The sequence below is a fragment of the Streptomyces sp. NBC_00358 genome (assembly GCF_036099295.1).
Taxonomy (GTDB): Bacteria; Actinomycetota; Actinomycetes; order Streptomycetales; family Streptomycetaceae; genus Streptomyces.
Map to the genome: position 1 here is coordinate 5,207,774 of NZ_CP107976.1, position 24,541 is coordinate 5,232,314.

Annotated in this window: 19 protein-coding genes; 11 read left to right on the plus strand and 8 right to left on the minus strand. The window is 72.9% G+C overall.

Annotated elements, in window-relative coordinates; translation table 11 throughout:
* Positions 1-52: 52 nt before the first annotated feature.
* The 3 genes from OHT01_RS22125 to OHT01_RS22135 all read left to right on the plus strand — a co-directional run bounded on the left by OHT01_RS22125 (position 53) and on the right by OHT01_RS22135 (position 3,156).
* Positions 53-730 carry a maleylpyruvate isomerase family mycothiol-dependent enzyme gene (locus tag OHT01_RS22125; RefSeq protein ID WP_328554853.1) on the plus strand — a complete coding sequence of 226 codons (678 nt, stop codon included), beginning with the start codon at positions 53-55 and terminating at the stop codon, positions 728-730.
* A 284-nt stretch (positions 731-1,014) separates the two neighbouring features.
* Positions 1,015-1,719: a copper homeostasis protein CutC gene (locus OHT01_RS22130; protein ID WP_328554854.1), complete on the plus strand. Its 705-nt coding sequence runs from the start codon at positions 1,015-1,017 to the stop codon at positions 1,717-1,719.
* A 222-nt stretch (positions 1,720-1,941) separates the two neighbouring features.
* Positions 1,942-3,156 (plus strand): trypsin-like serine peptidase, encoded by a 1,215-nt coding sequence (locus OHT01_RS22135; RefSeq protein WP_328554855.1) that lies wholly within the window; start codon positions 1,942-1,944, stop codon positions 3,154-3,156.
* A gap of 100 nt (positions 3,157-3,256) precedes the next feature.
* Here OHT01_RS22135 and OHT01_RS22140 read toward each other — a convergent pair whose 3' ends face one another.
* Positions 3,257-5,221, minus strand: coding sequence for a HelD family protein (locus OHT01_RS22140; RefSeq protein WP_328558215.1), 1,965 nt, complete (start codon positions 5,219-5,221; stop codon positions 3,257-3,259).
* 496 nt (positions 5,222-5,717) lie between these two features.
* Between OHT01_RS22140 and OHT01_RS22145 the strand changes: the two genes are divergently transcribed.
* Positions 5,718-5,912, plus strand: coding sequence for a hypothetical protein (locus OHT01_RS22145; RefSeq protein WP_328554856.1), 195 nt, complete (start codon positions 5,718-5,720; stop codon positions 5,910-5,912).
* A 472-nt stretch (positions 5,913-6,384) separates the two neighbouring features.
* On the opposite strand, the gene OHT01_RS22150 is transcribed toward OHT01_RS22145, so the two are convergent.
* Both OHT01_RS22150 and OHT01_RS22155 read right to left on the minus strand, forming a co-directional pair.
* Positions 6,385-8,031: a DNA repair helicase XPB gene (locus tag OHT01_RS22150; RefSeq protein WP_328554857.1), complete on the minus strand. Its 1,647-nt coding sequence runs from the start codon at positions 8,029-8,031 to the stop codon at positions 6,385-6,387.
* A 75-nt stretch (positions 8,032-8,106) separates the two neighbouring features.
* The gene (locus tag OHT01_RS22155; RefSeq protein ID WP_328554858.1) at positions 8,107-10,650 is read right to left on the minus strand and encodes a helicase C-terminal domain-containing protein; all 2,544 of its coding nucleotides are present in this window, start codon (positions 10,648-10,650) and stop codon (positions 8,107-8,109) included.
* 196 nt (positions 10,651-10,846) lie between these two features.
* On the opposite strand from OHT01_RS22155, the gene OHT01_RS22160 reads away from it, so the two are divergent.
* Together OHT01_RS22160 and OHT01_RS22165 are read left to right on the plus strand one after the other, a co-directional pair.
* On the plus strand, positions 10,847-11,848 hold the full coding sequence (locus OHT01_RS22160) for a hypothetical protein (RefSeq protein WP_328554859.1): 1,002 nt from the start codon (positions 10,847-10,849) through the stop codon (positions 11,846-11,848).
* A gap of 93 nt (positions 11,849-11,941) precedes the next feature.
* A complete protein-coding gene (locus OHT01_RS22165; RefSeq protein WP_328554860.1) occupies positions 11,942-12,562 on the plus strand; it encodes an HAD family hydrolase in 621 nt (206 codons plus the stop codon).
* A 125-nt stretch (positions 12,563-12,687) separates the two neighbouring features.
* Here OHT01_RS22165 and OHT01_RS22170 read toward each other — a convergent pair whose 3' ends face one another.
* The gene (locus OHT01_RS22170) at positions 12,688-12,939 is read right to left on the minus strand and encodes a hypothetical protein (RefSeq protein ID WP_328554861.1); all 252 of its coding nucleotides are present in this window, start codon (positions 12,937-12,939) and stop codon (positions 12,688-12,690) included.
* Between the two features lie 197 nt (positions 12,940-13,136).
* Here OHT01_RS22170 and OHT01_RS22175 point away from each other — a divergent pair, with 197 nt between their 5' ends.
* A complete protein-coding gene (locus tag OHT01_RS22175) occupies positions 13,137-13,520 on the plus strand; it encodes a cold-shock protein (protein WP_328554862.1) in 384 nt (127 codons plus the stop codon).
* A gap of 58 nt (positions 13,521-13,578) precedes the next feature.
* On the opposite strand, the gene OHT01_RS22180 is transcribed toward OHT01_RS22175, so the two are convergent.
* From OHT01_RS22180 to OHT01_RS22195, 4 genes are all read right to left on the minus strand, one after another.
* Positions 13,579-14,481 (minus strand): 1,4-dihydroxy-6-naphthoate synthase, encoded by a 903-nt coding sequence (locus tag OHT01_RS22180; protein ID WP_328554863.1) that lies wholly within the window; start codon positions 14,479-14,481, stop codon positions 13,579-13,581.
* Positions 14,465-15,163: a futalosine hydrolase gene (locus tag OHT01_RS22185; protein ID WP_443043539.1), complete on the minus strand. Its 699-nt coding sequence runs from the start codon at positions 15,161-15,163 to the stop codon at positions 14,465-14,467. The genes OHT01_RS22180 and OHT01_RS22185 overlap by 17 nt, the downstream gene beginning before the upstream one ends.
* 26 nt (positions 15,164-15,189) lie before the next feature.
* Positions 15,190-15,696 (minus strand): DUF2771 domain-containing protein, encoded by a 507-nt coding sequence (locus tag OHT01_RS22190; RefSeq protein ID WP_328554865.1) that lies wholly within the window; start codon positions 15,694-15,696, stop codon positions 15,190-15,192.
* A 75-nt stretch (positions 15,697-15,771) separates the two neighbouring features.
* Positions 15,772-17,196: an MFS transporter gene (locus tag OHT01_RS22195; protein WP_328554866.1), complete on the minus strand. Its 1,425-nt coding sequence runs from the start codon at positions 17,194-17,196 to the stop codon at positions 15,772-15,774.
* 411 nt (positions 17,197-17,607) lie between these two features.
* Between OHT01_RS22195 and OHT01_RS22200 the strand changes: the two genes are divergently transcribed.
* The 4 genes from OHT01_RS22200 (at position 17,608) to OHT01_RS22215 (ending at position 24,522) form a co-directional block, all read left to right on the plus strand.
* On the plus strand, positions 17,608-18,534 hold the full coding sequence (locus OHT01_RS22200) for a DUF3027 domain-containing protein (RefSeq protein ID WP_328554867.1): 927 nt from the start codon (positions 17,608-17,610) through the stop codon (positions 18,532-18,534).
* Positions 18,535-19,125: 591 nt separating this feature from the next.
* A complete protein-coding gene (locus OHT01_RS22205; protein ID WP_328554868.1) occupies positions 19,126-22,287 on the plus strand; it encodes a sacsin N-terminal ATP-binding-like domain-containing protein in 3,162 nt (1,053 codons plus the stop codon).
* Between the two features lie 234 nt (positions 22,288-22,521).
* Positions 22,522-23,301, plus strand: a complete 780-nt coding sequence (locus tag OHT01_RS22210) for a calcium-binding protein (RefSeq protein ID WP_328554869.1) — start codon at positions 22,522-22,524, stop codon at positions 23,299-23,301.
* A gap of 279 nt (positions 23,302-23,580) precedes the next feature.
* Complete coding sequence (locus OHT01_RS22215) at positions 23,581-24,522, plus strand: hypothetical protein (RefSeq protein WP_328554870.1); 942 nt, start codon at positions 23,581-23,583, stop codon at positions 24,520-24,522.
* Positions 24,523-24,541: the final 19 nt, after the last annotated feature.

A 24,541-nucleotide genomic window follows, 5' to 3' on the forward strand; every position in this document is an offset into this window, starting at 1 on the left:
CCGGTCTCCGTCACGCGGCCCGATCCGAACGGCGGCCCCTTAGCGTGGAGTCATGATTCCTGGAGACGCACACGATGTACGGGACCCGGAACTGCCCGGTCTGCTCCTGCGCACCGAACGCGACGCGCTGATCCCGCTGCTGCGGGCCAGGCCCGCGGGCGACTTCGCGCGTCCGACGGCCGGGTGTCCGGCGTGGACGGTGCGGGACGTGCTGGCGCACTGCTCGGCCGTGCTGACGCGGGTCGTGGAGAGCCGGTTCGAACCCGGGGTGTTCTCGCCGGAGGCCAACGACCGCGACATCGCCGAGCGCGGTGACTGGCCGACGGAACGGGTCGTCGACGAGCTGGAGCGCGGGATGACCGAGGCGGGGCCGGCGATCGCGAAAGCCGGCGGTGTCCTCGACGCGGTCGCGCTCGGCGAGTGGGTCCACGCCGGTGACGTGCGCGAGGCGTTCGGGGAACCCGGGGCCTACGGTGGCCCGGGCCTCCCGCACGCGCTCACGCTCCTGGTCCGTGTCAGCCGCGAGCGGGACCATGTGCCGCTGCACGCGGACCTCGACGACCTCGACGACCCCCTGCGCCTGGGCGGCGTCCCCGGCGACCGGCCCCCGGCCCGCTACATCGGCGGCGCCGAGACCCTCGTACGGCTCTGCTCGGGGCGGCCCGTCGCCAAGACGTCGGCGTACGAACTGGTCGGGGCGCGGGAGGAGGAGCTGAATCTGTTCGGATGACCGGGAGGCCGCGTCCGTGCCGGTGAGCCGGGAGAGCCGCATCCGTCCAGGTGGCCGGAAGGGCCGGATCCACCGGAGCGACGAGCCGGATCCGCTGGACCGAACGGGCCGATTCCGCCGGACCGAACGGGCCGAATCCGCCCGAGCGGACGGGGCGACGGGAGGGGCCGCGGGGGAAATCCCTCGACGGCCCCTCCACTCGTCGTGATCTTCTCGCGCCCCCGCTCCCGCGCGCGTACTCTTGGATTGGACTAGACCTATAGCGGCCCAAGGGAAGAGGTCCGATGAGCGAGCGGAAGAGCGCAGTCCTGGAGGTGATCGCCCTCGACGTGGAGGACGCGGTCGCCGCCCAGGCCGGCGGTGCGGACCGGCTGGAGCTGGTCACCGACATGGCGGCCGACGGGCTGACCCCGTCGGTGGAGACCTTCGCCGGGATCCGTGCCTCCGTCGACATCGCACTGCGCGTGATGCTGCGCCTGTCGGACGGGTTCGCGGCGGGCGGCACGCGGGGCGTCGACGAGCTCGTGCGGGTCGCCGGTGACATGCGGGACGCGGGCGCGGACGAGTTCGTGCTCGGCTTCCTCGACGAGCAGGGCGGCCCCGACCTGGCCGCCGTCGAGCGGATCGTCGACGGACTGGGCGGCTGCCGCTGGACGTTCCACCGCGCGATCGACCGCGCCGACGACCGTGACGCCCTGCGCAAGCAGCTCGCGGACCTGCCCGGCCTCGACGCCTATCTGACCGCGGGGTCCCCGGCGGGCGTCGACGACGGGCTCTCCGTCCTCGCCGCCGAGTCCGCCCGCCGCGGCGAACCGGGATACGAGCCGCGGATCATGGTCGGCGGCGGCCTGCGCCTCGACCATGTGCCGGGGCTGCGCGCCGCGGGCCTCGACGCCTTCCACATCGGCGGTGCCGCGCGTCCGGGCGGCTGGTCGGGACCGGTCTCGGCGGAGGCGGTACGGGAGTGGCGGACCGCCCTCGACGCGTAGGGCGCCGTCCCGCCGTCGGGCTCTTCGCGACCGGTCCGGCAGGTCACGGATCCATCTCCGCCAGGTAGTTGTTGTGCTGTGAGAGCCGCTGGGCGATCGCCGCCCGGTCTCGTGCGTGCATATTGAGTCCTGCCCCGATCGGCCGGGGCATGACAATCACACGGATGTGCGGGCCGGCGCGAGAGGCACCGCAGCACAGCAGCATCAGGGGGACAAGGCTCCATGCCATCCATACGCAGCCGCACGCTCGCGGCAGCCGCGGCCGTGATCGCGGCCGTCATGATCACCACGACGGCCTGTGACAGCAAGAAGGACGACGACGGGGCCACCGCCCGGCCTTCGTCGTCCACCCGGGCCGGCAAGGGCGTCGACACCGGCCAGGACGACGGCTCCACCTCCGTCGGCGGCTACAAGCTGCCCGCCGGCCTTCCCACCGACCTCAGCGGCGCCGCCCTGGACAAGTGGAAGAACGGCGGGTGGAAGGACTACAGCGACTGGGCGTCCAAGGCGCAGGACTACGCCAACCCGTACATCAAGGACTTCTGGACGCCGGAGAAGATGGCCGAGGCCAAGGCGGACATCCCGGTCGCCCGGGCGGGCAGCACCAGTTCGGGCTCGGGCAGCGGTGCCACCTCCTACCTGCCCGACGGCAGGGTGAAGAAGCAGACCGCCGCCAAGGTCAAGGGCACCTACCACCACTACGCTCCGCCGGTCGGTAAGCTGTTCTTCTCCTCGCCCGAGGGCAACATGGTCTGCTCGGCCGCCGTCGTCACCGACCCGGCGCACCCCGGCAGGTCCAACCTGGTGTGGACCGCGGGCCACTGCGTGCACGCCGGCAAGGGCGGCGGCTGGTACCGCAACATCGCCTTCGTCCCCTCGTTCAACAACAGCGCGAACCTGAGCAACCGCCAGATCACCGACCCGCGCGCCAAGGCCGTCTCCCCGTACGGAATCTGGTGGGCCGACTGGGCCACCACCTCGTCCCAGTGGATGAAGGGCGGCTCGCACCAGGGCAACGCGGCCTCCGGATACGACTACGCGGTGCTGCACGTGAAGCCCGAGCGCGGCGGCAAGTCCCTTCAGGAACAGCTCGGTTCGGCCCTTCCGGTGTGGTTCGGAGCCCCGGCGGCCAACAAGGTGACGAGCATGAAGGTCCGCGGCTACCCGGCCGAGGCGCCCTATGACGGCTCGAAGATGTACGACTGCCACGGCGCCACCAAGCGCTTCGTGCTCGCGAAGAACGTCCCCGCCCAGTTCATGATCGGCTGCACCATGAACGGCGGTGCCTCCGGCGGCCCCTGGTTCATGAGCCACAACGGCCGGACGTACCTGGTCTCCAACAACTCCCTGAGCGACCGCAAGACGTTCATCACCGGGCCGCGCCTCGGCGAGAACGCCAAGCAGGTCTACCTGGCGACGAGCGGGAAGTTCAAGTAGGGCCTCGCGGCACACGGTGGAAGGCCCCCGGCGTACGTGCCGGGGGCCTTCGGCGTCCGTGGCGAGGGCGCGGGCCGGGGCGGGGCCCCCGCTCGGCAGGTCAGCCCAGTTCGGCCGGGAGCGGCGCCGCGTGCGTCACGATCAGCCCCGAGACCGCCCGGGTGAGGGCCACGTACAGGCGGCGCAGGCCGGTGCGTTCGTCCGGTTCGCCGTCGACGACGGCCCGCGGCTCGTCCAGGACCACGTAGTCGTACTCCAGGCCCTTGGCGAGCGAGGCCGGGACCAGGGTCAGCCGGGTCTCGGCCGTCGTCTCCTCGCCCGGACCGAGATACGTCCGTCCGGCCGCCGTCAGCGCCTCGGCGAGCACCGGGATACGGGCGTCCGCGGCGATCAGCCCGACCGATCCCTCGTGGCCGAGCAACTCCTCCACCGCGCCCACGACTTCGGCGTCCGCCGTGCTCGCGCGCACCTCGAAGAAGCCCGGGTTCTCGCGCACCGACGCGACCGGTGCCAGACCGGGCGCGATGTGCGGCAGCAGCCGGGACGCGTAGCTGATGACGTCCGTGGGGACACGGAAACCGGCCGTCAGCTCCTCGACGACGGCGTCCCCCTTGCCCAGATGACCGAGGGCCTCCTCCCAGCTCCGGGTCGCCCACGGGGTCGTCCCCTGCGCCAGGTCCCCGAGCACGGTCGCCGATCCCGTCGTGCAGCGCCGCCCCACCGCGCGGTACTGCATCGGCGACAGGTCCTGCGCCTCGTCGAGCACCACGTGTCCGAGCGAGTGCGTGCGCTGGACCAGGTCGGTGGCCTCGTCGATCAGCACGGCATCGGCGGCCGACCACTTCGCGCTCTTCACGCTGCGCACCGGCTTCGCCCAGAGGATCTCCTTCTGCTCGGCCTCGTCCAGCAGCCCCTGTGCGTGCGCGGCGAGGAACTCCGCGTCGCTCAGCAGCCGCAGCACGAGCTTGGCGGGGTCGACCGGCGGCCAGATCGCCTTCACGGCGGCCTTCACCGCGGCGTTGCGGGCGACGGCGTCCTGCACCCGGTCGTCCGGCGCCTCCCCGGAGCGCTCCATCTGGACCAGCACGGCATGCGCGATCCGCTGCGGAAGGGCCTGGTGGGCCGCGCCGTACCGGATGTCCCGGTCGAGCAGCTCCTTGACGATCTCCTCCAGTTCGTACGCCGGGACGCGCCAGCGCCGTGATCCCCTGACCACCACCACGGGCTCGGTCGGGATGCCCACGTGCGAGCGGACGGCCCGGCGCAGCACCTGGGCCATCCGGGCGTCGCCCTTGATCACGGCGGCCGGGGCGTCGTCGCTGCCGCGCACCTCGACATGCGCGACCAGATCGTCGACGGTCGCCTGCTTGACCTCCAGCTCACCCAGTGCGGGCAGGACCTGCTCGATGTAGTGCAGGAAGGACTTGTTCGGCCCGATCACCAGGGTGCCGGTGCGGGCGAGCCGCTCCCGGTGCGCGTACAGCAGGTACGCGACCCGGTGCAGGCCGACGGCGGTCTTCCCGGTGCCGGGACCGCCCTGCACACAGACCGAGCCGGACAGCCCGGACCGTACGATCTCGTCCTGCTCCGGCTGGATGGTCGCCACGATGTCGCGCATCGGGCCGACACGCGGGCGCTCGATCTCCTGCTGGAGCAGCTTGCTGGTGGTCGCGGTCTCGGCCGGGTCGGAGAGGTGCTCGTCCTCGTAGGCCGTGAGGTCGCCGCCGGTGTAGCCGAAGCGGCGGCGCAGCCCGACGTCCATCGGGTCCTTCTTCGAGGCCCGGTAGAACGGCTGGGACACCGGAGCGCGCCAGTCGATGACCATCGGGTCGCCGCCGGCGTCGTGCACATGGCGGCGCCCGATGTAGAACCGTTCGCCCTCGGCGCCCTCGGCCAGGTCGGAGCCCGGGGCGTGCAGATAGTCGAGGCGTCCGAAGAACAGCGGGGTGTGGCTGAGGTCGGCGAGGGCCTTGATGCGCTCGGCGATCTGCCGGTGCAGTACTTCGGCGTTCACCCAGTTCGCGGTGACATCGCGGATGTCGAGGTTCTCCGCGTCCTCGCGCATCGCGCGGAGCGCCGAACGGGACTCGGAGAGGTGGGCGCGCTCGCGGGCGAGGGGATCGTCGGACTCGGACGGGGTGCCGAACGGTTCGTCGGACAGGGCGGACACGGGGAATTGCCTCCGGGGAAATCTGCTGCGGGAGTGCTTCGAGATGCTTCGGGAGGGACGCAGATCGTGAATCGCTGCGGATTTCGTAGGGAATCCGTCAAGAATCCGTGCGGAATCCGTTGTGATTCCAGGTGCCGTCCGGTTTCCGGCCGGGCGGCGGCACTCCGTGAAGGGAGGCGGGCAAGACCGAGGATTCTAGGCGAGGGATGGATGCCGGGGCCAATGGTTTTCCCGGTACCTGACCGGCCTGTCAGGGTCGGGGCCCGGGAACCCTAGGGGCCGGTGTCCGTCGTGAGGCGTACGACGGGTGGCCCGGAGCCGTACCAGGGGCGTGCCGAGGTTCGGTCCGAAGACCGACGCCATTCGGCGTATCGGTGCGCACCATGGAGATATGAGTGCAGCCACTTTCACCCAAGGACCTGCCCATCCCGGGCCTGTCGCGCGGGGCGCGACGGCCGTCACCAGCGTTCACCAGCGTCACCGCCTCGGCAACGCCGTGCGCGCGGTCAAGGTGTTCGCACGAGCGGCCCTCGGGGTCGTCCTGCTCGGCGAATACGGCGAAGAGGCGGGCGTCCACCGCCGCTGACACGTACGCCCGCACGCGGCTCCGGGTCCGGCGCTCCGGGAACACGCGGCCCCGGGGACACGCGGCCCCGGGCCCGGCGCCCCGGGACACGTGCCCCAGGCGCCCGCACCGCGCGCCGACGTTCTCCGGGCCCCTCGGGCGGCCCGGCCCGCCGCTGGGCCGTACCCGCCGTACCGGTGGCCCTTCCCGCGGGTTTCGGGTCGCGTGCTGGTCGGCCGCGGGCCCGGGGCCCCGCGTCGGCGCCCCGCCCGTCCGGCGCCGACGCGGGGCGGGGCGGAGGACGTGTGGGACGGAGCCCCCAGCCGAGGGGGCGGGTTCCCGCGAACGCGGGCGGCCGTGTCGCCGCCTTCCGGCGGTGGACCGTCCGGGCGCGGCGGGCGTATGCCGAGAGCGCGCAGACGGGGTCCGCGCCGCGGGCTCACCGTCGCGGCGTGCCGCGGCGGGGTCTGTGGGCCGGCCACCCGCCCGGGGGCTACTCCTTGTCGGTCAGGAGGTCGTCGGCGTCCATGATCCGGTAGGCGTAGCCCTGTTCCGCGAGGAAGCGCTGGCGGTGGGCGGCGAAGTCCTGGTCGATGGTGTCGCGGGCGACCACGGAGTAGAAGTGAGCCTGGTGGCCGTCGGCCTTCGGGCGCAGGACGCGGCCCAGGCGCTGGGCCTCCTCCTGGCGGGAGCCGAACGTGCCCGAGACCTGGATGGCCACCGTGGCCTCCGGCAGGTCGATGGAGAAGTTCGCGACCTTCGACACGACGAGGACGCTGATCTCACCCTGCCGGAAGGCGTCGAACAGCTTCTCCCGCTGCGCGTTGCTGGTCTCCCCCTTGATGACGGGCGCGTTCAGATGCTCGCCCAGCTCGTCGAGCTGGTCGATGTACTGGCCGATCACCAGGATCTGCTGCCCCGCGAACTTCCGGACCAGCGCCTCGGTCACCTTCCGCTTGGTCGCCGTCGTCGCGCAGAAGCGGTACTTCTCCTCGGCCTCGGCGGTGGCGTACGCGAGCCGCTCGGAGTCGGTGAGGTTCACCCGCACCTCGACACAGTCGGCCGGGGCGATGTAGCCCTGCGCCTCGATCTCCTTCCAGGGCGCGTCGAACCGCTTGGGCCCGATGAGGGAGAAGACGTCCGACTCGCGGCCGTCCTCCCGTACGAGCGTCGCGGTCAGCCCCAGCCGGCGCCGGGCCTGGAGGTCGGCGGTGAACTTGAAGACGGGGGCGGGCAGCAGGTGGACCTCGTCGTAGAGGATGAGGCCCCAGTCGCGGGAGTCGAAGAGTTCGAGGTGCGGGTAGACGCCCTTCCGCCGGGTCGTCAGCACCTGGTAGGTGGCGATGGTGACCGGGCGGATCTCCTTGCGCGTTCCGCTGTACTCGCCGATCTCCTCCTCGGTCAGCGAGGTCCGCTTCACCAGCTCGTGCTTCCACTGCCGGGCCGAGACGGTGTTGGTGACGAGGATGAGCGTGGTCGCCTTGGCCTGCGCCATGGCACCGGCCCCGACGAGCGTCTTGCCCGCGCCGCAGGGCAGCACGACCACACCGGAACCGCCGTGCCAGAAGTTCTCCACGGCCTGCCGCTGGTAGGGCCGCAGCGCCCAGCCGTCCTCGTCCAGCTCGATGGCGTGCGCCTCGCCGTCGACGTACCCGGCGAGGTCCTCGGCCGGCCAGCCCAGCTTCAGCAGGGTCTGCTTGATCTGGCCGCGCTCCGAGGGGTGCACGGCGACCGTGTCGGGGTCGATCCGGTTGCCGACGAGCGGGGCGACGCGCTTGGAGCGCAGCACCTCTTCGAGGACGGGCCGGTCGGTGGTGGTGAGCACGAGTCCGTGGGCCGGATGCTTGCTCAGCGTGAGCCGGCCGTAGCGGTCCATCGTCTCGGCGATGTCCACGAGCAGCGCGTGCGGGACGGGATAGCGGCTGAACTCCACCAGCGCGTCCACGACCTGCTCGGCGTCGTGCCCGGCGGCCCGCGCGTTCCACAGGCCGAGCGGCGTCACCCGGTAGGTGTGGATGTGCTCGGGCGCCCGCTCCAGCTCGGCGAAGGGGGCGATGACCCGGCGGCAGGCGTCGGCCCGCTCATGATCGACTTCGAGCAGAAGCGTTTTGTCGGACTGGACGATGAGCGGTCCGTTCACACGCGTCCCTTTCTGCGTGGCGGCACCCGGCGCGGATGCTCGGCCAAACGTCCAGTGTGCCCTACCGGCGGCTGATCACGGCTGGTCGTCGGCCAGCTCCGCGACCCCGGTGACCCGGTGCAGGGGGTAGGTGCGGACCTCGTCCGCCGTGTGGTCGTACGCCGTGACGAAGCCGCCCTCGACCCGGATGGGCGCGATCACGCGCTGACTGGCGGCACCCTCGGCGTTCACATATCCGATCCACACCGCCTCGCCCGTCATGACGGCGGCCTGCATGGTCGCGAGGGTCTCGGCGGAACTGGTGCGGGGCAGCCCGCCGTCGCCGGGGCGGCCGGCGGCCGGGTCGTCCTTGCGCGGGGCGGTGGAGGCGAGGTCCCCGGCCCGGATCGCGCGGACCGCGGCGCCGAGGAGGGTGGCGTCGGGGACCGGCGGACCGTCCGGGACGGGCTCCGGGGCGGTGCGCGGCGGGGTGCGGTGGGCGTGTGCCCGGCTGATCAGGACGTCCCCCTGCGCCGACTCGGCGGCGGGCGCGAAGCCCATCGACCGCAGGCCGGCGAGCAGCGTCGCCGGGTCGGTTCCCGAGACCAGCACCGTGGGCGCGATCCGCCGTACCCCGAACTCCTGCGAACGCTTGTCGGCGAGGATCTCGTTGAGCACCGCCTCGTCGTCGCAGCGGACGTACGCCGACGCCGCCCCGATCCGCAGATGACCGTGCCGCCGCGCCATGTCGTCGATCAGGTAGGCCAGCGGCTGCGGGACCGGCGTACGGGAGTGGGCGGCGAGGAAGGCGTGCAGGTCGGACGCCGAACGGCCCGCGTCGAGCGCCCGGCGCACCGAGCCCGGGGTGAAGCGGTAGACCGTGGCCCCGCCCTTGGACTCGACGTCCGCGAGCACCCCGAGGGTGTCGGCCAGCGGGCGTTCCAGGGGACCGGGCGCGACCGCCGTCAGGTCCGCCTGGAGCAGGACGTGGTCGAGCGGCTCGGGCAGCAGCGGGGAGAGGAGCTCGGCGGCGCGGGCCGCCGCCGCGGTCCGCTCGGCGGGGGAGTGCGGCACGGGGACGGTCACGGGGTGGTGCCGCCGGTGGGCGGGGAGCTTGTCGCCGGGGCCGGACGGCTCGGCCGCCGGGCCGCCCGCCGTCGCCGGCAGCCCCAGCAGCGCCCGCCCCTGCGCGGACAGCGCGCCCCGGCCGGTCACCCCGAGCAGTTCGGCCTCGGACAGCGTCCAGCGGGCCAGCCGGGCGCGCAGGTCGTCCGGCGCCGGGCGGGTGCCGCGCGAGGGGCGTTCCCAGTACAGCCGGGCGAGGAGGGAGTCCGTGTCGGGCACGGCGCCCTCGGGCAGCTCGGCGAGGAGGGCGAGCACGCGGTGGCGGACCTCGGGCGCCGGGGAACGGTCGAGGCCGGGGCCGAGCGCCGAGAGCGTACGGTCCTTCGCGTCCCGGCCGCCCACCAGACCCGCCGTGCGGGTCGCCGCGAGCCACGCCGAGGCGAGCCGCGCCCAGCGCTGCGCGGCGGGCAGCTCCAGCCACGCGTCGTAGGCGGGCGTGGCCGCGTACCGTTCCTCCGTCTCGCCGTCCGACGCCACCAGGCCCGCCGCGTGGGCGAGTTCCACCCAGAACGCGGCGACCGGCTCGGAGACGTCGAGCGCCACCGCCGTCCGCTTCAGGTCCCGCACGCTCAGTCCGCCCGCGCGCAGCACCGCGGGACCGCCCTCGTGCCAGTCCTTCAGCAGCTCCTCGACGGTCGCCAGCGTCGTGTACGCCTGGCCGGCCGCGGCGCCGTCCACAGCCTGTGGACGGCGGGTCGCCGAGACCTCGACCGGGGGCGCCGCCGGTTCCGTCACCCGGTGCGCGCGGCCCGCCCGCAGATGCAGGGCGACCTCCCGGGGCAGTACGACCGTTCCGGGCGCCGTCGGCAGCAGCAGCCCCCGCCCGATCAGCCAGCGCAGATGCGCCGCCGGTTCGGCCGTCACCTGACCGTACGGCGGCCCCCACACCAGCCGGGACAGCACTTCCACCGCTTCGGCGGGCGCCTCGTCGAGCAGCGCCGACATCCGGTTCCGGTCGCCGAACAGGGCGCTCAGCGCCGTCACCGCCGACACGGCGTCGTGGGTCGACGACAGCCCCGCCGTGGCCACGATCTCCTGGATGCGCCCCGGTGACATGCCCGCCGTGGCCTCGCCGACCGTCGGCCCGAGCCCCGTCGGGGACGGGTGCTGCGGCCCCGGCGCGAGCAGCTCGCGCGCCGTCCGTACGAGCCGCAGGCGGTCGTCGCCGCCCCAGAGCAGGGCCTGATCGCGGAGCGTCCCGAGGGCGTGCGGGAAGGCCGCGGTGACCGCGGGGTCGGCGTCGTCGCCCGCCAGCAGCCCGAGCAGTTCGTCGTACGTCGCCGGTTCCCGGGCCACGGCCAGCGCCTCCGCCGTCTGGAGCGTGAAGCGGTCCAGACGCTCCAGGGCGCGCACGACCGACGCTCGCGTGCCCGCCCGGGTGGCCAGCTGGGTGAGATCCGTGGGGACGGGGGTGATCAGGTCCGGCCGGGACCGCAGAAGGGCGGACAGCGAGGCGTCGTCCCGCGCGCGGAGGGCTTCCGCCAGGGACCGCGGGGCGGTCGTCTCGGGGCTCATCCTGTCCACGGTAGCGGGTGGCGCGCTCCCCGGGCCCGGCCCCCGGCCCCCGGGAGCGTTCAGCGGTCGGGCGGCAGGGGCCGCCGACGGGGGTCGTACGGCTGCCCGAGCCCCGGGCGGGGCGCTCCCGCGCACCGGAAAACCGGTACCTTCGTCACCGCGGGGTATCCAACGCACCGGCCCCGGAGGGGACTTCGTGGGGATCGAGAGCGACCAGCTTGTCTTCGACTATCTGAGCCGGGTCGGCGACCTGGCCCAGCAGCGGCAGTTGCCGTCGGCGACCCGGATGCGCCTGGTGTCGGAGCTGCGGGGCGAGATCGACCGCCGCCGCGCCAGGACCACCGTCGACAGCCCCGCCGCCGTCCGCCGCATCCTCGACCGGCTCGGCACCCCCGACGCGATCGTCACGGCGGCAGGACAGGCCGAGAACGGCAGCGGCGGCACCGGAACCGGCGCGCGGACCTGGGCCGCCGTGCCCGCCCAGCGCGCCGCCGCCGAGCCCGAGGAGCGCCCCAAGGGGCTGCGGCGGGTCGTCCCCCGTCCGCGCCCGGCCCAGGAGTCGTCCGCCGGGGCCGACGCGCCGTCCCCGCCCCACCTCGCGAGCGCGGACGAACTGGGCGACAGCGCGACCCGGCCGGACTGGTGGCGCAGGAACGACAGCCCCTTCGGGCTCGGCGACAGCGTGCCGGGGTTCGTCGGCGGCGTGGAGATCCCCGAACTGCTCAAGCCGCCCCCGGGGGACAAGGACCGCGAGGCCCCGGACCCGGCCGACCCGGCCGGCGGGACGGCCGCACCGGGCACCGGGGGCGAGCCGGCCGCCGAGGCCGCCGCCCCGCGCCGCCGACGCCTCCCGCGGCTCAGCGGCTACACCAACCCCCTGCTCCTGCTCGCCGCCGCCCTCCTCGTCGCCGGCGCCGTCCTCGGCAACTGGGTCGCGCTCGGCCTCGGCTGGCTGATCGCCTACGGTTCGCGCCGACTGACCGCCGCCGAGTCGAAGTGGGCCGTCCTCGTCCTGCCGGGCCTGTCCGCCACGGCCGGCATCGTCTGGCTCTGGGGCCGGGCGAACGGCCGCTGGGGCGCCCCCGTCGCCGAAGGCCACATGAGCGACGCGATGACCCAGACCTGGCCGTTCGTCGTCCGCGGCGCGGCGCTCGCCTCGGCCCTGTACCTGGTCTGGCGCTCCCAGCGCGGCCGCTGACGCCCGCCGCGACCGGTGGCGCCCGTCGCTCGCGACGGCCTGGACCGGCCTCGGGGAAAATGCCTGGACGGTACATCCGGTGACCTGGGCACAATGGCGGATATGACTTCCCCCGCGCTGACCGTCGGCTTCGACCTGGACATGACCCTGATCGACTCCCGCCCCGGGATCCACGCCTGCTACGAGGCGATCTCCGCGAGGACGGGGACGTACATCGACTCGGACCTCGTGGTCACCCGGCTCGGTCCGCCGCTGGAGGACGAACTCGCCAACTGGTTCCCGGCCGAGGAGATCCAGGCGATGGCCGACCTCTACCGCGGCATGTATCCCACGTACGCGATCACCGGAACGCTCGCGATGCCCGGCGCGCGCGAGGCCGTCGCGGCGGTGCGTGCGGCGGGCGGGCGCTCGGTCGTCGTCACCGCGAAGTGGGAGCCGAACGCCCGGCTGCACCTGGACCACCTGGACATCGACGCGGACGAACTCGTCGGCAACCTCTGGGCCGAGCAGAAGGCGGTGGCGCTGCGCGAGCACGGCGCGAGCGTCTACGTCGGCGACCACACCGGCGACGTACGCGGCGCGCACACGGCGAGCGCGTACGCCGTGGCCGTGGCGACCGGGCCGTGCGACGCCGAGGAACTGCGCGCGGCGGGCGCGGATGTCGTCCTCGGCGATCTCACGGAGTTCCCGGCGTGGCTGGAGAACTACCGCTGAGGGCACGGCAGCGGAGGGCACGGCGGAGCCGCACCGCACCGGACCGCTGAGGACCGCTGCCGGTGTCGCCGCTGAGGACCTCCGCCGGAGGACCGCCGCCGGAGGAGAAGGCTCCGCGGCCCCCGTCAGGAACGCGCGGCGCGGGCCCGGCGGCGGCCCTGTGCGGCGGACTGGAGCACGCCGGCCGCGGCCAGCAGGAATCCGACGCCCATGAGCATGCTCAGGCCGAACATGTAGAACGGAAAAGGTTTCGTACCGAGGAACAGCGGTGCCACGGTGACCAGTGTGGCCAACGCTCCGACGAAGAAGACGATGGCACCGGCACGGATCAGCCGGTCACCGGCTTCGAGGGAATTCGCTTGGGTTTTGTCACGCACCCGACCAGGGTAGTTCCCTGCGCGAAGGAACAATCCAGCGACGTCTTGTCACCAGCCAACAGACCATTAGCCTTGGTAGCGGCGGGTCGGCTGACCCGCTGTAGTGCTATCCAGAGGCGTTCTACGGGCAGTTGCCCCTGCAACCGGCCGAGCGGTTCCCCGAGAAGTTCCCGACGAGTACGAGGACGAGGACAGACGTGCCCACCGGCAAAGTCAAGTGGTTCAATTCCGAGAAGGGCTTCGGCTTTCTCTCCCGTGACGACGGCGGCGACGTCTTCGTCCATTCCTCGGTCCTGCCCGCCGGAGTCGACGCCCTCAAGCCCGGCCAGCGCGTCGAGTTCGGTGTCGTCGCCGGTCAGCGCGGCGATCAGGCGCTCTCGGTGACCCTTCTGGAGCCGGCCCCCTCGGTCGCGGCGGCCCAGCGCCGCAAGCCGGACGAACTGGCCTCCATCGTCCAGGACCTGACGACCCTCCTGGAGAACATCACGCCTTCCCTGGAGAAGGGCCGCTACCCCGACAAGGCCTCCGGCAAGAAGATCGCGGGCCTGCTGCGCGCGGTCGCCGACCAGCTCGACGTATGACCGCCCGTCAGCTCTCCCGGGCCGGTGGCCCGGGAGAACGCTGAGCCCGCCGGAGAACTCAGGGGAAGTCCAGCGCGTCCGGGCCGAGGGGCGGCACCAGGCCCTCGGCCGCCGCGCGCGTGAGCAGCCCGCGGACCGCCGCGTACCCGTCCTCGCCCAGGTCGGCCGTGAACTCGTTGACGTACAGGCCGATGTGCTGGTCCGCGACGCCCGGGTCCATCTCCTGGGAGTGCTCCAGGACGTAGCCGCGGGAGGCCTCCGGGTCGTCCCAGGCGGCACGGACCGAGGCGCGGGCGGCGTCGGCGAGCGCCCGGAGCCGCTCCGCGCCCAGCGACCGCCGCGCGATGATCGCGCCCAGCGGGATCGGCAGCCCCGTGGTCCGCTCCCAGTGCTCGCCCAGGTCGGCGAGCTTGTGCAGCCCGTAGTTCTGGTACGTGAAACGCGCCTCGTGGATGACGAGCCCCGCGTCGACCTTCCCGTCCCGCACGGCCGGCATGATCTCGTGGAACGGCATCACCACGATCTCGCCGACCCCGCCCGGAACGGTTTCCGCCGCCCACAGCCGGAACAGCAGATACGCCGTCGACCTCTCGCTCGGCACGGCGACGGTACGGCCCGTCAGTCCCCCGGGCCCTCGGCCCGGCTCCAGCGGGGCGGTGCCCCCGGCGCCCGCCTCCCTCGTCAGCACGAGCGGACCGCAGCCCCGCCCCAGCGCGCCGCCGCACGGCAGCAGCGCGTAGCTGTCGAGGACGTACGGCAGCACGGCGTACGACACCTTCAGCACGTCGAACTCGCCGCGCTCGGCCATGCCGTTGGTGATGTCGATGTCCGCGAAGGTCACGTCCAGTGCCGGCGCGCCGGGAACCCGGCCGTGCGCCCAGGCGTCGAAGACGAAGGTGTCGTTGGGGCAGGGCGAATAGGCGATCCGCAGGGCTTCGGCGGACTCAGTGGGTGCGCTCATAAGGGTTCCAACTCTCCAGGACGGGCCCCAGCTTCCCGAAGGCCTCGGTGAGGGCCGCGAGGGCTTCGCCGATGCGCCACGCGGCGCGGTCACGCGGGCCGACGGGATTGGACACGGCGCGGATCTCCAGCACCGGCACCCCGTGCGCGCCGGCCGCCTCGGCCGCCCCGAACCCCTCCATCGCCTCGGCGAGGGCCCGCGGGTGCCGGGCGCGCAGTTCGGCGGCGCGCGTGGCGCTGCCGGTCACGGTCGACACCGTCAGCACCGTTCCGACGCGTCCACCGGTGGCGGCCGCGGCCGCTCGTACGAGTGATTCCGGTGGCCGGTGGCTGACGGTCCCGAAGCCGAGCTCGGTGACCGGGAGGAATCCTTCCGGCGCCTCCGCGCCCAGATCCGCCACGACGATGTCGTCGGCGATCACGATCGATCCCACCGGCGCGCCGGGCTGGAATCCGCCGGCGATGCCCGCGCAGACGACGAGGGCGTAGGGCGTGCCGTCGAGGGCGGCGGCGGTCAGCGCGGCGGAGACGGAGGCGGCGGCGCGGGCGGGGCCGACACCGGCGGCGAGCAGATCGCGCCCACCGGTCCGGTGGAGCGTCGCCCCCGGGAGCCGTATCTCGTGCGCCAGGCCGGACGACGCCGCGGCCACCGCTTCCCTCTCCGCGGAGACGGCGGTGGCCACGAGCACCTTCGGCCCGGCGGCGGCGATCAGTTGTCCGAGTCCTTCTTGAACTTGAACGACCACAGGCCCTTGACCGTCTTGTCACCCTCCTTGACGGAGATGACGTTCGACGTGGCGTTGGCGCCGTACTGCTGGTTGAAGAACACGCTGCCCGGGATGGTCAGGTACGTCTTCTTGGTGCTCTCGGGCAGGAGCTGCTGCCCGTTCAGCAGGATCGTCCAGCCGTTGTCGGCGATCTTCGGGTCCACGCCGAACCGCACGGTCGCGTCGGGGTCGACGTCGATGGACTTGATGTCCTTGGACCGCAGGCAGCTCGTCAGGTCCGCGGTCTTCAGGACGTTGCCGTCGTTGTAGCAGTCGGCCTCGGAGCTCACCGACTTCGTGCCCACCGTGACGGTGGCCATCGGTGTCGGCTTGTCACAGGCGGACAGGGCGAGGAGTCCGGCGGAAACGGCGCCGACCGTGGCGACGGCGCGGCGACGGCGCGCAGCGCGTTGTCCATTAGCGGCTCTGCCGCGGGGCAGGGAGGTCATGGCCGAAGGTTATCGGGCGCGCCCACCCGTGCCCCCACGTGGGGTGCGGCGTGCCGTGTGTGGCCCCCGCGCGGCTCAGGACACCCGCTGCCGGTCCGATCCGCCGCGCCGTGCCACGGAGAGCAGTCCCCGCACGGTCGTCAGCCAGCCGACGGCGACGATCCCGGCGGCCACGGAGAGGCCGAGCGAGCCGTTGAGCGGCATCGCGATGCCGATGGCTCCGCCGAGGACCCAGGCCATCTGGAGCAGTGTCTCGGAGCGGGCGAAGGCCGAACTCCTGACGAGTTCGGGGACGTCGCGCTGGATCAGCGCGTCCAGGGACAGTTTGGCGAGGGCCTGCCCGAACCCGGCGACCGCGGCGAGGCACGCAACGAACACGGTGCCGAAGAAGAGCGCCGCCGCGATCGCGACGCCCAGCACGAACGCCACCACCGTCACGATGATGATCTCCGGGGCGCGCTGCTTCAGCCAGGCTCCGACGGCCGTGCCGAGCGCGTTGCCCACGCCCGCGGAGACGACCACCAGGCCGAGCGAGACCGCCGCGCTCTTGCCGCTGAGCGGGTGCTCGCGCAGCAGGAAGGCGAGGAAGAAGATCAGGAAGCCGGACAGGCAGCGCAGCGAGGCGTTGGCGCCGAGCGCGTGGGTGACGGCCGTCCCCACGGTCCGCAGCCCGGGGCGCGGGGGTTTCTTCAGGTGCGGGCCGTGCAGATGCTCCTCGTCGGCGGCGAGCAGCGCCTTGTCCTCGCCCTTGGCCGAGTCGACCTTGGGCGGCAGCGAGAACGACAGGAACGTACCCGCGATGAAGATCGTGAAGGCGCCGTAGAGCGGATAGCGGGCCCCCAGCGACTGGAGCACGGCGGCGATCGGCCCGGCCACACCGGTGGCCAGAAGTCCGCCGAGAGTGACCCGGGAGTTCGCCTTGACCAGGGAGAACGTGGGCGGCAGGAGCCGGGGCACCACGGCACTGCGCACCACGCCGTAGGCCTTGGAGGCGACGAGCACGCCGAGCGCGGCGGGATACAGCTCGAAGGTTCCGCTGACCACGGCCCCCGCCAGCATCAGCGCGAGCATCGCCCGTACGAGCATGGAGCCCGCCATCGCGGCCCGCCGGCCGTGCGGCAGACGGTCGAGCAGCGGGCCGATCACCGGGGCCAGGAGGGCGAAGGGCGCCATCGTGATGCCCAGGTAGAGCGCGACCCGGCCGCGGGCCTCGTCGGTCGGCACGGAGAAGAACACGGTCGACGCCAGCGCCACCGTGATCATGACATCGCCCGCGCCGTTCACCGCGTGCAGTTCGATCAGTTTCCCGAGGCCCGACTCGCCCGCTCCGTGCGCGTGGGTCGCCTTGCGGATACCGCGCGCTGTCCGGGTCACCGGGAAGTGCAGGGCACGTCCCACCGCACGGACGGCCCCGGTCACCCGGCCCGATCCGCCACTCCGGCTGCTCCCCTTGGCGCCACCGAGACCGGTTGCTCCCTGGGGCGACCTTGCGGATGCCACTCCGTCATAGTGCCCCGACTTCGGCGTGCGTAGTGCGGTTACCGCGCGTACGGGGGCCGAGTGGGGGCGCGCGGATCACTTTTTCGGCGGGCGGGGCGGGTGGTGTGTGTGGGAAAGTTCTGGCGTGGAGCGCCCGGCGATATCGCCGCGGAGCGGCAAAGATCCCGGCGCGGAGCACCGAAGACGCCCGCCGGTGTGGGCCCAGGGGTCAGGAGAAGGTAGCGTGCGTAACGCGCCTGCGGCGATTGTTCTCGGCCGCGCGCCTCTCGGCCATCCCGCAGAATGGATGGCGTAGGTGCGCCCGAGTGCGATCGGGCGCGGACGTCGACGCGGCCCAATGGTCCGCTCCGTCCGCACCCCCGCCGGAGGAATGGCGCACCCGTGAGACGGCGTAGGAGAGAAGCGATACCTGTGAGCGCAGCGACAACGCGAAGCCGCACCCCGGACCGTCTGTGCGCCGAGGCGGTCGACCTCGCCCGCGCGGCCGCCGAGGAAGCCGCCCATCCGGGCGTCGTCGGTGAGCATCTCGGACTGGTCTCCGAGGGGGACCGCGTTGTCACGCACTACTTCGAGTGCAAGGAACCGGGCTACCGCGGCTGGCGCTGGGCGTCGACCGTGGCCCGCGCCTCCCGCGCGAAGAACGTCACGCTCGACGAGACGGTGCTGCTGCCCGGCACGGACGCGCTGCTGGCCCCGGAGTGGGTGCCGTGGAGCGAGCGGCTCCGCCCCGGTGACATGGGCCCCGGGGACCTGCTGCCCACCGACGCCGAGGATCTCCGGCTGGAGCCGGGCTACTCCGGCGAGGACGAGCCCGCGCCGAACTCCGCGGTCTCGGAGGACATGGCCGAGCTGGTGGAGTCGGAGGACGCGGAGGTGACCGCGGGGACACCCGCGAACCTGCCGATGGTCCCGCGCCGGGGCTCGATCGCTGCCGTGGCCGAGGAATTGGGGCTGCGCCGGGCCCGGGTGCTCTCCCGGTACGGGCTGCATGTCGCGGCCGACCGCTGGGAGGAGTCGTACGGACCCAAGACGGTGATGGCGCAGGCCGCGCCCGCGTCGTGCGTCAGCTGCGGCTTCCTGAACCGCATCGGAGGCTCGCTCGGACAAGCGTTCGGTGTCTGCGCGAACGAGTTCTCGCCGGCGGACGGGCGTGTGGTGTCGCTCGCGTACGGGTGCGGTGGGCACTCCGAGGCGGCGGTCATGCCGAAGCCGCCGCGGCCGCCGCTTCCGGTGATCGACGAGACCCAGGTGGACCCGTTCCCGCTGCGTCCGTCTCCCGACTCGGGCTCGGTACCCGTGACCGCCGACGAGTCCACGGCCGAACTCGGCCACTCGTAGCCCCCGAGGCGGAGGCCGTCCCCGCCCGACGGCCTCCCCACCCTGGGGCCCATTCCTCCCCGGGGCCACCCGCGTAACCCCACCTCACCACGCCTCGGCACAGCCAGAGCCGCAGCCGCAGCCAGAGCCAGAGCCACAGCCACAGCTTCTTTCGCCCCCTCCGCCCCTACCCGACCCGAACCCGGGGCTCCGCCCCGGACCCCGCTCCTCAAACGCCGGAGGGGCTGGATTTTCCCGCCCGTGAGGCCGGCGGGGCTGGATTTTCTCGCCTGTGAGGGCGCGTGCACCCAAGTTGCTGGGCACCCGCAGCCGGGAGTGCGCGGGACTGGAGGACTGGATCCTGTACCCGCGGTCGGGAGCGCGCGGGAGGGGCCGTGTCGGTACATCAGATGCCCGCAGGCCGGACGGATCAGAACGTACGCGCACCTCGAATCGCCGGTGGGATCCGTTCGGATGCGGGCGGATGTACCGGCGCGGCCCCGACCCACCCACCCAGGACCCCGCCCGGAGCCGGGCCGAGCGCGCGGTACCTTCATGCCGCGACCCGGCGCAGCATTCGCGGTCGCGCCAGGCGAGAGGGAGAGTGAACCCGTGAGTAAGTTCGTGCGGCCGGCTGCCGAGGGTGCGGACCCGTTCGGTACGGCGCGCCTGCGTCGCGGCGTACTGGACGCCTGGGCGACCAGCCCGGCCAGGTTCCGCGAGGACGCCAACGCCGAAGAGGACCTGGTCCTCGGCGGCTACCGAGACCGGCTCGTCGTGGAACTCGCCCAGAACGCCGCCGACGCGTCGGCCCGCGCCGGCACCCCGGGCCGGCTCCGCCTCACCCTGCGCGACGGCGTCCTGGTGGCCGCCAACACCGGCGCCCCCCTCGACGCGGCCGGGGTCGAGTCGCTCTCCACCCTCCGCGCCTCCGCGAAGCGGGACGCGCACGACACCGCCGTGGGCCGTTTCGGCGTCGGCTTCGCCGCCGTCCTCGCCGTCACGGACGAGCCCGCCGTCGTCGGGCGGCATGGCGGAGTCCGCTGGGCGCTCGCCGAGGCCCGCGGCCTCGCCGCCGGCACCGCCGGGGACAGTCCCGGCCTCGGTGACGAGATCCGCCGCCGGGACGGCCATGTACCGCTGCTGCGGCTGCCGTTCGCGGCCGAGGGCACCGCCCCGGACCCGTACGACACCGCCGTGATCCTGCCGCTGCGCGACACCGCCGCCGAGGACCTCGCCGAACGCCTGCTGCGGAACATCGACGACGCCCTGCTCCTCGCCCTGCCCGGCCTGGAGGAAGTGGTCGTCGAGATCGGCGACGGGGAGATCCGCACCCTGCGCCGCGCCACCGCCGAGCAGGGGGCCGTCATCGACGACTCCCGCGACGGCACGACCCGCTACCGCACCGTAGAACGGCACGGCCCCCTCGACCCGGCCCTGCTCGCCGACCGCCCCGTCGAGGAGCGGCTGCGCCCGCACTGGTCGGTGACCTGGGCCGTCCCGGTCGACTCCGAGGGAGCCCCGGCCCGCCCACGGACCAGCCCCGTCGTGCACGCGCCGACGCCGAGCGACGAAGCCCTCGGCGTGCCCGCGCTGCTCATCGCCTCCCTCCCGCTGGACACCACCCGGCGGCACGCGGCCCCCGGCCCGCTGACCGACTTCCTGGTGGAGCGCGCGGCGGACGCCTACGCCGAACTCCTCGCCGACTGGCACCCGGTGGACACCGGGATCATCGACCTGGTGCCCGGCCCGCTCGGCAAGGGCGAGCTGGACGGCGCGCTGCGCCAGGCGATCCTGGACCGGCTGCCGCGCACCGCGTTCCTGCCGCCCGCGGCCCCGCCCGCCCGGATGCCGGCCGCCGACACCCCTGACGACTGGCCCGGGAGCAGCGCGGCGGAGAACCCCACCGTCCTGCGGCCGCGCGACGCCGAGGTGGTGGAGGGCGCGGGCGCCGAGACCGTCCGGGTGCTCGCCGAGGTGCTGCCCAGCCTGCTGCCCGCCGGTCTGGAACGGCGGGTGGAACTGCGCACGCTGGGCGTCGCCCGGGTTCCGCTCACCGAAGCCGTGGACCGGCTGGCCGGCCTGGAGAAGGACCCGGAGTGGTGGTACCGGCTGTACGACAGCCTCGCGGGGGTCGACCCGGACCGGTTGTCCGGGCTGCCGGTGCCGCTGGCGGACGGCCGGACGACGATCGGGCCGCGCCAGATCCTGCTGCCCACCGCCGAGGGGTCCCTGGTGGCCCCCGACACGCTCGCCCGGCTCGGCCTCAAGGTCGCGCACCCGGACGCCGCCCACCCGCTCCTGGAGAAGCTGGGCGCTCTCCCGGCCTCGCCCCGCGCGGTGCTCACCACCCCGCAGGTGCGGGCCGCCGTGGCCGCCTCGCTCGACGACGACGGCGGGGCGTGGGACGAGGACACCCCGGACGCGGAGGAACTGGCCGACACGGTTCTCGCGCTGGTCCGCGACGCCGCCCTCGAACCCGGCGACGAGCCCTGGCTCGGCGCCCTCGCCCTGCCGGACGACGAGGGGGAGCTGGTGCCCGCCGGTGAACTCGTGCTGCCCGGCAGCCCGTTCGCCCAGGTCATGCGCGAGGACGAACTCGCCTTCGTCGAATCCGAGTTGGCCGACCGCTGGGGTGAGCAGCCGCTCGCCGCCTGTGGCGTCCTCGCGGGCTTCGCCCTGGTGCGCGCCACCGACGTCGTCCTCGATCCGGACGAACTGGAGCCGCGTGACGGGGACTTCGCCGAGCCCGACGACGCGGGTCTGCTGGACGCGGTGGACGTGTGGTGCGAGGACGTGCTCGACCGGCTGCCCGACTCGCCGGTGCCGCCCGTCGCCACCGAGATCGTCGCCGTACGGGATCTGGACCTGGTGGACGACGACCGGTGGCCGCAGGCCCTCGCCCTGCTCGCCCAGCCGCCGCTGCGGGACGCGATCACCCAGCAGGTGCGCGTCCTGCTGCCGGACGGCACGCACGAGATCGTCCGGCCGTACACGGCCTGGTGGCTGCGCGGACATCCGGTGCTCGACGGGCGCCGGCCCGCCGGTCTGCGGGCCGCCGGCGGCGATCCGCTGCTCCGCGGCCTGTACGACGAGGTCGACGCGACCGGCTTCGACGACGAACAGGTGCTGCGGGCGCTCGGGGTCCGTACGTCCGTTGCCGCCCTGCTCGACGAGCCCGGTGGCGCGGCCGAACTGCTCGACCGCATGGCCGACCCGGACCGCGAGGTGTCCGGCGCCCAACTGCACGCCCTCTACAGCGCGTTGGCCGACCTGGACCCTGAACGGGTGACGCTTCCGGACGAGCTGCGGGCCGTCGTGGACGGCGAGGTGCGGGTCGTGGACGCCGCCGACGCGGTGGTCGTGGACTCACCGGACCTGCTCGCCTTCACCGACGGGGTGCCGCTGCTCCCGGTGCGGCCCGCGCGGGCCGCCGAGCTGGCCGAGCTGTTCCAGGTACGGCGGCTCAGCGAGTCCGTCACCGGAGAGGTCACCTCGGAGGGCGCCGAGCACGACGTACCGGAGTCCGTACGGGTCCTGCTGGGCCCCGGGACCCCCTCCTCGTACGTCGAGCACGAGGAGCTGGTGGTCGACGGCACCGAACTCGACTGGCGCCGCACCCGGGACGGGGTGCTGCACGCCTCCACCGTGGAGGGCGTCGCCGCCGGACTCGCCTGGTCGGCGGGCCAGTGGCCCCGCCGCTTCGAGGTCGCGGCACTCCTGGAGGACCCGTCCCGCACGGAGGAACTGGCGCGCGACCGCTGGTTCGACTGAGGCCGGGGCCGGGTCCCGGGGTCGTACACCCAGAGGGAGTGCGACCCCGCGGGCCGAGATGCGTTGTGACCTTGGTCATATGCGCGTAGAAGATTCCTCTCTCGTACAACCATTCGCTCCCGTCACGGATCTGAGCTCGCGAGTCAACAGACTCCACGATCATTTGGCCCCGTACGTGACCCGCGAGCCGTGAGACGAGGAACGCCCGGGGCCCTCTCTCCGTCTGGGGAATACATGCGCATGCGTGCCACCCTCGGTGCTGTCGTCGGCGCCCTGGCCCTCTCCGCTCTCGTCGCGCCCGCCGCGCAGGCCGACGAGGTCCACGGGGACACCACGATCTCGAACGTCGTGGTGAACGGCGGCAGCGCGGTCGTCGTCGGTACGACCGCGAAGAAGACCATCACGGTCAGCTTCACCGCCAAGGACAACTCGGGCGTCAAATGGGCGCAGGCGATCCTGTACCACGGTGCGAACATCGACTCCGCCGACAGCGGTGCCGTCGCCAACAGCAGCGACGGCCGCGCCACCTGCACCGTGGTCAACGCCACGACGTCGACCTGCAAGTCGACCTTCGACATGGACCCGAACGCCAACCTGATCGACGCGGTGGCCGGCGGCTGGAAGGTCTGGGCGCTCGCCCAGGGCAAGGACGCCGACTACGTGCAGAAGGACAACGCCAAGACCTTCTCGGTCGAGCGCCTGTCGAAGCTGACGGTCAACGCCTCGCCGGAGCCGGTCAAGAAGGGCAAGACCGTCACGGTCACCGGCAAGCTCTCCCGTGCCAACTGGGACGACAACGCGTACCACGGCTACACCGCCCAGTCGGTGAAGCTGCAGTTCCGCAAGAAGACCAGCAGCACCTACACCACGATCAAGACGATCAAGTCGGACAGCTCCGGCAACCTGAAGACGACCACGACGGCCACCGTCGACGGTTACTTCCGTTACAGCTTCGCGGGCACCTCGACCACCCCGGCCGTCAACGCCTCGGGTGACTACGTCGACGTCCAGTAGTCCACGGTTCGGTCTCGATCGATCCCCGGCCCTCCTCAGGGCCGGGGATTTTTCGTCCGCTCCCGCCGGGCCGGGGCCACGAGCACCCGGGGCCGTTCACACCCGTCGGCCTCGGCGTTGTTAAGAGTGGAACAAGATTTCATCTCCCGTACAACCATTCGTGCATCCGGGTGATCTTCTCTTCCGAGTCAACAGACTCCATCATCACGCGGGCCCCGCGCGAAGACGAGCCGTAAGGAACGACCACCCCCGGGGCCCCTTTCTCCATTTGGGGATCGCATGCGCATACGTGCCACTGTGGCCGCCGTCTCCGGCGCCCTGGCTCTCTCCGCCTTCGTCGTGCCGGGCGCCCACGCCGCCGGCTCCGCGGGCTCCTCCTCGTACCGCGCCGACGTCGCCAAGGTGCAGGAAGCCGCCCGCGCCGCCTCCGGCAAGACCGCGTTCACCGGCTCCACCGGCGCCGTCACCGGCGATCCGTACGCCCTGAACGTCACCTTCTCCAACATCAAGGTCAACGGCGGCAAGGCCATCCCCGTCGGCATCAGCAACCACGTGGCCGTCCCGGTCACCTACACGCTGACGCACGCGGCCGACGTCGACATCACCGCCGGCGACTTCCTGAACGGCCCCTACCTCTACAAGGGCTCGTACGACGCGCCGGTCAACGAGCTCTTCGGTGACGCCCCGGGGACCTGCACCGCCACCTCGGCGACCGTCGCCTCCTGCGAGGGCGACATCGACATCTACCCGGCCGAGGGCGAGCTGATCAACTCGGACGCGGGTGCCTGGAAGGCCGCGGGCCTGGCCATCGCGTGGAACGGCCAGGACCCGGACGACCCGAACCTGGACCTGAGCAAGGTCGGCGTCGCGGACCAGGGCGGCTTCACCTCCCCCAACGTCGAGCGCTACTCCAAGCTGACGGTCAACGCCGCGCCGGAGCCGGTCAAGAAGGGCAAGACCGTCACGGTCACCGGCAAGCTCTCCCGCGCCAACTGGGAGGACAACGCCTACCACGGCTACACCGTCCAGCCCGTGAGCCTGCAGTTCCGCAAGAAGACCAGCAGCACCTACACCACGATCAAGACGATCAAGTCGGACAGCACCGGCAACCTGAAGACGACCACGACGGCCACCGTCGACGGTTACTTCCGCTACAGCTTCGCGGGCACCTCGACCACCCCGGCCGTCAACGCCACGGGTGACTACGTCGACGTGCAGTAACCCGAACATGCAGTAGCCC

Bases quoted from the DNA above. Each gene is read 5' to 3' on its own strand.
- OHT01_RS22165 (WP_328554860.1), top strand. From the start codon at position 11,942: ATGGCGGATATGACTTCCCCCGCGCTGACCGTCGGCTTCGACCTGGAC.
- OHT01_RS22125 (WP_328554853.1), top strand. From the start codon at position 53: ATGATTCCTGGAGACGCACACGATGTACGGGACCCGGAACTGCCCGGT.
- OHT01_RS22130 (WP_328554854.1), top strand. From the start codon at position 1,015: ATGAGCGAGCGGAAGAGCGCAGTCCTGGAGGTGATCGCCCTCGACGTG.
- OHT01_RS22135 (WP_328554855.1), top strand. From the start codon at position 1,942: ATGCCATCCATACGCAGCCGCACGCTCGCGGCAGCCGCGGCCGTGATC.
- OHT01_RS22190 (WP_328554865.1), bottom strand. From the start codon at position 15,696: ATGACCTCCCTGCCCCGCGGCAGAGCCGCTAATGGACAACGCGCTGCG.
- OHT01_RS22215 (WP_328554870.1), top strand. From the start codon at position 23,581: ATGCGCATACGTGCCACTGTGGCCGCCGTCTCCGGCGCCCTGGCTCTC.
- OHT01_RS22210 (WP_328554869.1), top strand. From the start codon at position 22,522: ATGCGCATGCGTGCCACCCTCGGTGCTGTCGTCGGCGCCCTGGCCCTC.
- OHT01_RS22145 (WP_328554856.1), top strand. From the start codon at position 5,718: ATGAGTGCAGCCACTTTCACCCAAGGACCTGCCCATCCCGGGCCTGTC.
- OHT01_RS22140 (WP_328558215.1), bottom strand. From the start codon at position 5,221: ATGCGCGAGGACGCGGAGAACCTCGACATCCGCGATGTCACCGCGAAC.
- OHT01_RS22155 (WP_328554858.1), bottom strand. From the start codon at position 10,650: ATGAGCCCCGAGACGACCGCCCCGCGGTCCCTGGCGGAAGCCCTCCGC.
- OHT01_RS22180 (WP_328554863.1), bottom strand. From the start codon at position 14,481: ATGAGCGCACCCACTGAGTCCGCCGAAGCCCTGCGGATCGCCTATTCG.